This window comes from Nitrospirota bacterium (assembly GCA_016214385.1).
GTDB lineage: Bacteria > Nitrospirota > Thermodesulfovibrionia > UBA6902 > JACROP01 > JACROP01.
In genome coordinates, this window is record JACROP010000039.1 from 1 (window position 1) to 5,485 (window position 5,485).

Below are 5,485 nucleotides of genomic sequence, written 5' to 3' on the forward strand. Positions count from 1 at the left end.
ATGGTCTCTAAGAACAAACTGTCACCATTTTGGACATCCTCAAAGAAGAAAAATCGCTTTGATTCAAGCTTTGGCGGTGCCTCTGCAATAAGAAGGAGTTTAATTACCTCCGGCTTATACTTTTGTCGTGCAGATTCAAAATCTTCTTTCATCATTAATCACTTTATTGGTGGGTTTCGTATAACGGGCTAGCGGCTGGCGGAAGTGCCCGAAGGGCATTTCTTGAGAAGCCGATGACCACTTATCTCGTTCATATCCGAAATATTTCGCTTTTTGTCCAGTTTTGGGATTGTAGACGAAGTATTTCGTTTATCCCAACTCTGGCTGAAAAGCCAGATAACTACTTAATTTGACAAATTTCGTCAGGTTTCATCTCCTTTTTAATATTTAAGCTGTCCAAGGGACTCTTTATCTTACCTATGCTTGGGTATAAATCCCAGCTCTTGAGCTTTTGTGTTCCACATTGTTGAAAATAACGCAAATCCATTCCGCCTGTTCTTTTCCGCCCCAGCGGATCTCCGACTGATTCAAATCGTTTTGAAAATGCATAGCGAGCTAATATAAAAGATAATAATCCCTTACATTTCGAAGATTCCCCGTCCCGATACTTCGGGACTGCGGGGAGCTTCAAAAGCTCGTGTGATTATTTTTATTACTTATTGATTACTTTAATCGCCTTTTTATCATCTGCTGTTTTAAAGACACCGGTTGAAGACTTACCAGTTGATGTTGTACCGTACATATAGTTTATGTTGATGCCTGCATCAGCAATCCTTTTTGCGACCTTCTGTAATTCGCCGACCTTGTTCGACATTTCTACTGCAACCACCTCCTCTTCTTTAATCTCGACTCCCAATGGAGCAAGTGCCTTCTTAGCCTTTGCAATGCTGTCAGTGGTCAGCATAAAATATGCGCTATTGTCCATCTCGTAGGCACATATGGCGGTGATATTGACCTTTGCACCTGCGATTGCCGCTGTCACCTCTGAAAGCAATCCAGCCCTATTGGGCATGGAAAAACTGATTTGCTTTAATTTTCTTGCCTTTGCCATCCCGCACCTCCTAATTTAAGGTTATTTTGATTGCAATTTTACAATAATATAGTTCGACATTGTTTAAAATTGTTCAAAGCAGTTCAAAATAGGCGGACAATTTTGAACTACTTTGAACTTTTTGAACCATTTAAACTTATATATAGTTAGGATGTTCCACGTGGAACATTATGTAACAAATCATTAAAGGTTTGCGTGTATCTTCCTCATCTCCTCTTCAGCAATCCCGAGCTTGCTCATCAATTCGAGCACGCAGGCTTCAAAGAAGATAAGGGTTGAAATTTCAAAGAGAGAGCCGAGGGGTGGCAGGGGAATGCCCATCAACTCTCTTGTTGTATAGCCTGCTACCTCTCTGGGCAGGGCTTCTGACTTTATAACAACACTCACATCCGCAAGCTTTGCAAGTGGAGATTCAGGGTCCCATGTGATCGCCCCTATCTTTCCGCCAAGCCCTTTTGATGCCTTTGCAGTCTCAACAACCCATGTGGTCTTTCCAGAGCCAGAAACAGCAATCAGGGCATCGCCCTTTCTCATGGCAGGAGTTATGGTCTCGCCAACAATAAAGACCTTTTTCTTCAGGTGCACGAGCCTCATGCCAAAAGCCCGTGCAACAAGGCCAGAACGGCCTGCGCCGATTATGTATATCCTTGGCGATTTGAGAATAAAATCGATAAACGCCTCAAAATCCTTATCAGAAATTTTGTCTGTGACTTCTTTGATCTTTCCTAAAATAAAAGGATAGTAGTTCATCTCGTAGCGAGTCTTCGCGTAGAGTCGCTTCGACCTTTCCTCCTATGATTTTTCAAAGTATTATCACAACTTAAACCACAGAGGACACAGAGTTCACAGATAATATAACCACTGAGGCACAGAGACACAAAGGATATGATTTTTTTAAACCACAAAGAGCACGAAGTTCACGAAGAAAAATTAAAGAACTTAGTGTTCTTCGTGCTCTTCGTGGTGTCATATTTCAGTTTTTTCTCAGTGCCTCTCTGCTCTACGAGTCATCGACCGTGTCGCTGTGGTTTTATTTGCAATCATATGTGGTTAAATCTGTTTACTTTTCTCAATTGCCTCTTTTACCTTCCTTGCAGCATCTCCCGGGCTTTCAGCCTTTGTGATATACCCGCCTACTATGATGATAGAAGGCCCAAAAGGCATTATAAGCGGGATATCCCCTGGTTTTATCCCGCCTGCAATGCAGTACGGCAGATGCATTTCCCTTACAAAACCCTCAAGGCGTTCAAACGGCCTTTTGCCTTTAGTCTGCTCATCGAGGCTTGTATGAAGGCAGAAACAATCTATTGGCAGATGTTTTAATTCCTTTGCCCTCAAAACCCAGTCCCTGCACCCTATGAGGTCAACCACTGCCTTTTTATTCCACCTTCTGGTCTCCCCGATAGCCTCTGTTATGGTTTCTATTGAGGCCTGAGCGCACATGCTTACTATATCAGCGCCTGCTTCAAAGGCCATCCTCGCCTCTAATGCGCCTGCATCCATTATCTTCATGTCTGCAAAAATCGTTTTTTCCTCAAAATTCTCCCTGAGGGCCTCTACTGCCCTGATGCCTTCGGATTTGATGAGCGGAGTGCCTGCCTCAATTATATCCACATAGTCAACGGCTGCTTCTGCGACCTTAATCGCCTGCTCTATACTTAATAAATCAAGGGCAACTTGAAGAAGGGCCATCTTAGCCAAATTTTAGTGCTATTGACGAGGGGTGTCAAGACCGAATGTTCCACGTGGAACATTTTGCCCCTTTTCCTTTGCTTTAAGTTTTAAATTTATGGTAAAAAATTACAGTGGGTAGAGTTATCGCTATAGCAAACCAGAAAGGTGGGGTTGGAAAAACCCCCATAGCCATCAATATTGCTGCCTCCTTAGCAGCCGCAGAAAAACATATTCTTCTTATAGATACAGACCCTCAGGGAAACTCCACAAGTGGTCTTGGGATTGACAGGGAAACTTTAAATGGCAGCCTCTATGACATATATAGCCAGAAAAAAGCCATGGAGGAGATAATACTGGGAAGCAAGCTAAAACACCTGAGTATTGCGCCTTCAACCATTGACCTTATTGGCGCTGAGGTTGAACTTGTTGCCAGGAAAGACAGGGAAGCGATTTTGAGACATGCAGTAGAGCCAATAAGAGGTCACTATGATTATATTTTTATTGATTGCCCGCCTTCACTGAGCCTTTTGACCCTGAATGCCCTTGTTGTGGCAGACACAGTCCTGGTGCCTGTCCAGTGTGAGTACTATGCCCTTGAGGGGCTCGGGCTTTTGATGAGGACGATTAACCTTGTGAGAGGTTCTTTTAACCCATCCCTTAAAATAGAGGGCATCCTGCTTACAATGTTTGATATAAGAAATACCCTTTCACAACAGGTTGAGTCAGAGGTGAGAAAGCATTTCGGGGAAAAAGTATATAAGACTGTAATTCCGAGGAATGTGATACTGGGTGAGGCCCCGAGTTATGGAAAACCTGCTATTCTTTATGATGTGCGTTCAAGGGGTGCGCAGAGCTATTTAGCCGTTGCAAAGGAGATAATGAACAATGAAAATGACCTAAAGTATATAGAGATAATAGAGACGTAAATCGTAGACTCGATTTCGAGGGGACTATTTTCAAAGGTAATGTCAGAAATTACATGAAAAAAGAGGATAAAAGGTTAAATTTTGACAATACTTCTTGCAAAGGAGGGATGGACAATGAAAATGGCTTTGGGTAAAGGGCTTGGAGCTCTTATCCCTGGAAAAACTGAGGGAGTATTAGAGCTTGAAATAGACAAAATTATCCCTAATGAGTATCAGCCGAGGAGGATTTTTAAGGACGATGCTTTAAAAGAGCTGGCTGCATCAATAAAGGAGAAGGGCATTCTCCAGCCTGTAATTGTGCGAAGGGCAGATGACGGCTCCTTCAGGCTCATAGCCGGCGAAAGGAGATTGAGGGCTGCCAGAATCGCAGGGCTTGAGAAAATTCCAGCCCTTGTTAAAGACGCAGCCCGCGCAGAAGCCCTTGAGCTTGCCCTTGTTGAGAATATCCAGAGAGAAGACCTGAACCCAATTGAGACTGCGGATGCCTTTAACCGGCTTATGCGCGACTTTAACCTCACTCAGGATGACCTCTCAAAGAAAGTTGGAAAGGAAAGGGCCACAGTTGCCAATTACCTGAGAATACTCAGGCTTCCTCTGGAAGTCAAGAACTGGATTGCAGAAGGCTCTCTAAGCATGGGGCATGCCAAAGCCCTTTTGCAGGTGGATGGAGCAAGGGCGCAGACAGAGGCAGCAAAAAAGATCATCAAAAAGGGCCTGAGCGTTAGAGAAGCAGAGGCCCTGTCTAAAAGGCTTGAAAGGCCAGTCAAGACCGTTAAACGCAGGGATCCCCAGGTTGCCTCTCTCGAGGAAAAGTTGATACAACACCTCGGCACAAAAGTGAGGCTCATTCATAAAGGCAAAAAGGGTGGAAAGATTGAGATAGAGTATTATTCTCTCGACGAGCTTGATAGGCTGCTTGAGGTGCTCTTAGGTTAGGTGTTGAAAATGTCTTTGCTTTGACGGGAAAATCCCCCTTGTAATTTTTTTAAAATTCTGGTATTCCTTTCTAAATATGTTTAAACTCGGAGGTAGCATGAAAAAAGTTGTTTCACTGGTAGTATTAATTTTTGCTTTTGTATTTTCATCAGGCTGTCCAATGGTCCTTGTGGGAGCAGGGGTTGGAGCTGGAGTTGGAACTTATCTGTATCTTGAAGGCGACTTAATAAGGGAATACCCCGTTGCCTACAGTACGGCATGGGATGCAACAAATACAGCACTTAAAAATTTCAACATAAATGTGACACACAGCGTCAATGACGTTGGCAAGGGGAGCATAGAGGCTATCAGAAAAGATGGGCAAAAGGTGATAATAAAGCTTGCAGACAAAGGCAATAATGTTACATCTATCAGGATAAGGGTCGGGATGTTTGGTAGCAGAGATGCATCAGAGCAAATTCATGAGGAGATAGCCAGAGTCCTCGGCCTGAGATAACTCAGGCCTGTTCAATAGAGCTAAAAATGCTGAATCTGTATCGAACAGGATTTTAATTTAGCAATAATTTCTTTTTTTATGGCCCTGAGGTCTCCCCTGCGGAGCCTTTTTAATATCCTGTCCGATGCAAGGTCTTTTAAAAACTGCGCTCTTGCTTCTTTGTCTTTAATCTCCTTCAATGCCCTTGTGCGGATCTTTTTTAAGAAGATGAGGTGCCTGGAAAACTCTGTGCCGTAAAGCTTTTCAAGCTCTCCCCTTATAGCCCTTGCCATAGCAGGGCTTGTGCCGCTTGTAGATATAGCAATTGTCAAAGGGCCGCGGCTTATTGTGGATGGAACAATAAAGTTTCCCTGAGAGGGCATATCAACTACATTAATAAGAGACTTTGCATCCACTGCAATC

At 43.5% G+C, this 5,485-nt stretch carries 7 protein-coding genes; 3 read left to right on the plus strand and 4 right to left on the minus strand.

Translation table 11 applies throughout. From position 1 onward, the window contains the following. Nucleotides 1-652: 652 nt before the first annotated feature. The 3 genes from HZC12_02585 to HZC12_02595 form a co-directional block, all read right to left on the minus strand. Nucleotides 653-1,051 (minus strand): ACT domain-containing protein, encoded by a 399-nt coding sequence (locus HZC12_02585; GenBank protein ID MBI5025616.1) that lies wholly within the window; start codon nucleotides 1,049-1,051, stop codon nucleotides 653-655. A gap of 183 nt (nucleotides 1,052-1,234) precedes the next feature. Further along, nucleotides 1,235-1,801 carry an SIS domain-containing protein gene (locus HZC12_02590; protein ID MBI5025617.1) on the minus strand — a complete coding sequence of 189 codons (567 nt, stop codon included), beginning with the start codon at nucleotides 1,799-1,801 and terminating at the stop codon, nucleotides 1,235-1,237. A gap of 300 nt (nucleotides 1,802-2,101) precedes the next feature. Next, entirely contained in the window at nucleotides 2,102-2,743 is a 642-nt protein-coding gene (locus HZC12_02595) for an orotidine 5'-phosphate decarboxylase (GenBank protein MBI5025618.1), read from the minus strand. 113 nt (nucleotides 2,744-2,856) lie between these two features. Here HZC12_02595 and HZC12_02600 point away from each other — a divergent pair, with 113 nt between their 5' ends. The 3 genes from HZC12_02600 (at nucleotide 2,857) to HZC12_02610 (ending at nucleotide 5,083) form a co-directional block, all read left to right on the plus strand. Continuing rightward, on the plus strand, nucleotides 2,857-3,651 hold the full coding sequence (locus HZC12_02600) for a ParA family protein (GenBank protein ID MBI5025619.1): 795 nt from the start codon (nucleotides 2,857-2,859) through the stop codon (nucleotides 3,649-3,651). 114 nt (nucleotides 3,652-3,765) lie between these two features. Beyond that, a complete protein-coding gene (locus HZC12_02605) occupies nucleotides 3,766-4,587 on the plus strand; it encodes a ParB/RepB/Spo0J family partition protein (protein MBI5025620.1) in 822 nt (273 codons plus the stop codon). 97 nt (nucleotides 4,588-4,684) lie between these two features. After that, nucleotides 4,685-5,083 carry a DUF3568 family protein gene (locus HZC12_02610; GenBank protein MBI5025621.1) on the plus strand — a complete coding sequence of 133 codons (399 nt, stop codon included), beginning with the start codon at nucleotides 4,685-4,687 and terminating at the stop codon, nucleotides 5,081-5,083. Nucleotides 5,084-5,103: 20 nt separating this feature from the next. Here HZC12_02610 and HZC12_02615 read toward each other — a convergent pair. Next, a partial coding sequence (locus HZC12_02615; GenBank protein ID MBI5025622.1) for a hypothetical protein occupies nucleotides 5,104-5,485 on the minus strand: 382 nt, incomplete at its 5' end.

What these genes read in the sequence shown, in the direction of transcription:
- HZC12_02585 (MBI5025616.1), bottom strand. Translation starts at nt 1,051, where the DNA reads ATGGCAAAGGCAAGAAAATTAAAGCAAATCAGTTTTTCCATGCCCAAT.
- HZC12_02590 (MBI5025617.1), bottom strand. Translation starts at nt 1,801, where the DNA reads ATGAACTACTATCCTTTTATTTTAGGAAAGATCAAAGAAGTCACAGAC.
- HZC12_02595 (MBI5025618.1), bottom strand. Translation starts at nt 2,743, where the DNA reads ATGGCCCTTCTTCAAGTTGCCCTTGATTTATTAAGTATAGAGCAGGCG.
- HZC12_02605 (MBI5025620.1), top strand. Translation starts at nt 3,766, where the DNA reads ATGAAAATGGCTTTGGGTAAAGGGCTTGGAGCTCTTATCCCTGGAAAA.
- HZC12_02610 (MBI5025621.1), top strand. Translation starts at nt 4,685, where the DNA reads ATGAAAAAAGTTGTTTCACTGGTAGTATTAATTTTTGCTTTTGTATTT.